The sequence below is a fragment of the Streptomyces sp. genome (genome assembly GCF_035644915.1).
In the GTDB taxonomy this organism is placed as follows: Bacteria; Actinomycetota; Actinomycetes; order Streptomycetales; family Streptomycetaceae; genus Streptomyces.
The window spans coordinates 1-2,668 of the sequence record NZ_DASQNP010000237.1 but is presented as its reverse complement, the minus strand read 5'-3'; the positions used below and the strand labels follow the sequence as shown (position 1 = coordinate 2,668).

General features: G+C 73.7%; 2 protein-coding genes. Both read right to left on the bottom strand.

From position 1 onward, the window contains the following. Positions 1 to 140: 140 nt before the first annotated feature. Entirely contained in the window at positions 141 to 1,235 is a 1,095-nt protein-coding gene (murG, locus tag VE546_RS25400; protein ID WP_324926276.1) for an undecaprenyldiphospho-muramoylpentapeptide beta-N-acetylglucosaminyltransferase, read from the bottom strand. A 6-nt stretch (positions 1,236 to 1,241) separates the two neighbouring features. After that, positions 1,242 to 2,668 (bottom strand): putative lipid II flippase FtsW (gene ftsW / locus VE546_RS25395; protein ID WP_414720580.1); only part of this gene is annotated, 1,427 nt, incomplete at its 5' end.

Sequence of the window (2,668 nt, the reverse complement as noted above, 5' to 3'; positions counted from 1 at the left end):
CCCGCCGGCCGCGGCCGGCGGGTCCGCCGCGCGGTCTGCGGCGGACCGGGGTCCGGCCCCGGCCCCCCGGGGCCGCCGCGCTCGGCGGTCGTCGTCCGTCCGGCCACGCTTCCCCGCTCTCCCGCACCCGTGCCCGGCCGTCAGCCCTGGCGGCGCGCCGCGATCGCCTCGTACACCATGCCGACCAGCAGCTCGTCGGCGTCGCGGCGGCCGAACTCGGCGGCGGCGCGGGACATGTCGAGCAGCCGGTGCGGGTCGGTGAGCACCGGCAGGACGTTGTTCTGGATCCACTCCGGCGACAGCTCGGCGTCGTCGACGAGCAGCCCGCCGCCCGCCTTGACCACCGGCTGGGCGTTCAGCCGCTGCTCGCCGTTGCCGATCGGCAGCGGGACGTAGGCGGCCGGCAGCCCGACGGCGGACAGCTCGGCGACCGTCATCGCGCCCGCCCGGCAGAGCATCATGTCGGCCGCGGCGTACGCGAGGTCCATCCGGTCCAGGTACGACACCGGGATGTACGGCGGCATCCCGGGCATGTTGTCCACCTGCGGCAGCTCGTTCTTCGGGCCGACCGCGTGCAGGATCTGGACGCCGGACCGCTGGAGGGTCGGGGCGATGGCCTGGACGACCTCGTTCAGCCGCCGCGCGCCCTGGGAGCCGCCGGAGACCAGCAGCGTGGGCAGGCCCGCGTCGAGGCCGAAGGCGGCCCGGGCCTCGGCCCGCATCGCCATCCGGTCCAGGGTGGCGATGGAGCGGCGCAGCGGGATGCCGATGTAGCGGGCGTGCCGCAGCTTGCTGTCCGGGGTGGAGACGGCGACGAAGCGGGTGTAGCGGGAGCCGATCTTGTTGGCCAGACCGGGCCGCGCGTTGGCCTCGTGGACGACGATCGGCACCCCGAGCCGCTTGGCGGCCAGGTAGCCGGGCAGCGCCACGTAGCCGCCGAAACCCACCACGCAGTCGGCCTTGGTGCGCTCCAGGACCTGCTCGGCCGCCTTGATGGTGCCGCGCAGCCGTCCCGGCACGGTGATCAGCTCAGGGGTGGGTTTGCGCGGCAGCGGCACGGCCGGGATCAGTTCCAGGTCATAGCCGCGATCCGGGACCAGCCGGGTCTCAAGTCCGCGTTCCGTGCCGAGTGCCGTGATCCCCACGGTCGGGTCCTGCCTGCGCAGGGCGTCCGCGAGGGCGAGCGCGGGCTCGATGTGGCCGGCGGTCCCCCCACCGGCGAGTACGACATGCACCGAATTTCACCGCTCTCCGGACGGGCGCCGTGCGGCGCTCCGTCGCATCGTCTTCCGTCTCACCCCAGCCAGCTTCTTTCTCACAGCAGGCTGCCGCATGGCCAGTGCCGCCCGCGCGGCGGGCTCCGTTCTCGCGGACGAGATCAGCAGCCCGACGGCGAACATCGTCGGCAGCAGGGCGGAGCCTCCGTAGGAGAACAGCGGGAGCGGGACCCCGGCGATCGGCAGCAGTCCGAGCACCGCACCGATGTTGACCACGGCCTGCGCCATGATCCAGGTGGTCACACCTCCCGCCGCGTACCTCACGAAGGTGTCCTCCGTGCGTCCGGCCACGCGGATACCCGCATAGCCTAGAGCCGCGAAAAGGGCGAGGACCGACAGCGTCCCCGTCAGGCCGAGTTCCTCCCCGGTCACGGCGAAGATGAAGTCGGTGTGGGGTTCGGGCAGTTGCCCCCATTTCTCCATGCTGGCACCGAGTCCGGAGCCGAACCAGCCGCCGGAGGCCAGGGCGTAGATGCCGTGCACGGCCTGCCAGCACGCGTCGTTCGGGCCGGGATCGGTGGCGCCGATGCAGTCGAGCCGGGCCAGCCGGTTGCTGCTGGTCCCGATGAGGACGGCCCCCAGGACGGCGGCGACGGCGAGCACTCCGGCGAACAGCCGCAGGGGCGCGCCGGCCAGCCAGAGCAGCCCGAACAGGATCGCGGCGAGGATGATCGCGGTGCCCATGTCCCCGCCGAGCATGATCAGGCCGAGCAGCAGGAAGGCCACCGGAACGAGCGGTACGAGCAGGTGCTTCCACTGGGTGAGCATCCGCTTGTCGCCCTTGCGGGCGAGCAGGTCGGCGCCCCACAGGACCAGGGAGAGCTTGGCGAACTCACTGGGCTGGAGCTGGAAGGGGCCGCCGAGGAGGATCCAGTTCCGGTTGCCGTTCACCTCATGGCCGAGCCCGGGCACCTGCACCAGGCACATCAGGAAGACCGAGACGGCCAGCAGCGGGTACGCCAGCACCCGTTGCAGGGCGACCGGCATCCGGGAGGCGGCCAGCAGCAGCAGGGCCCCCAGGACGGCGGCCAGGAGCTGCTTGCGGAAGAAGTACGTGGAGGGCAGCCCGGAGCGCAGCGCCTGGATCTGCGAGGCGGAGAAGACCATCACCAGGCCCAGACCGGTGATCAGCAGGCTGCCGCCGAAGATCACGTAGTACGCGGTCAGCGGCCGGTCCCAGGCGCGCTTGGCCCGCAGGTACAGCCGGCGCACGCCGTCCACGGCGCGGCGCGGGCCGCGCAGCACCCCGCCCCGGGGCGGGGTGCGCGTGGCACCGGGCGTACGAGGCGCGGCCGGGCGCGGGGCGCGGGGCGTGCCCGGCCGCGCCGGACGGGACCGCTGGGCCTCGCGCAGCGCGGTGCCCGCGGCCCCGGGGACGCCCGCGAGCGCCG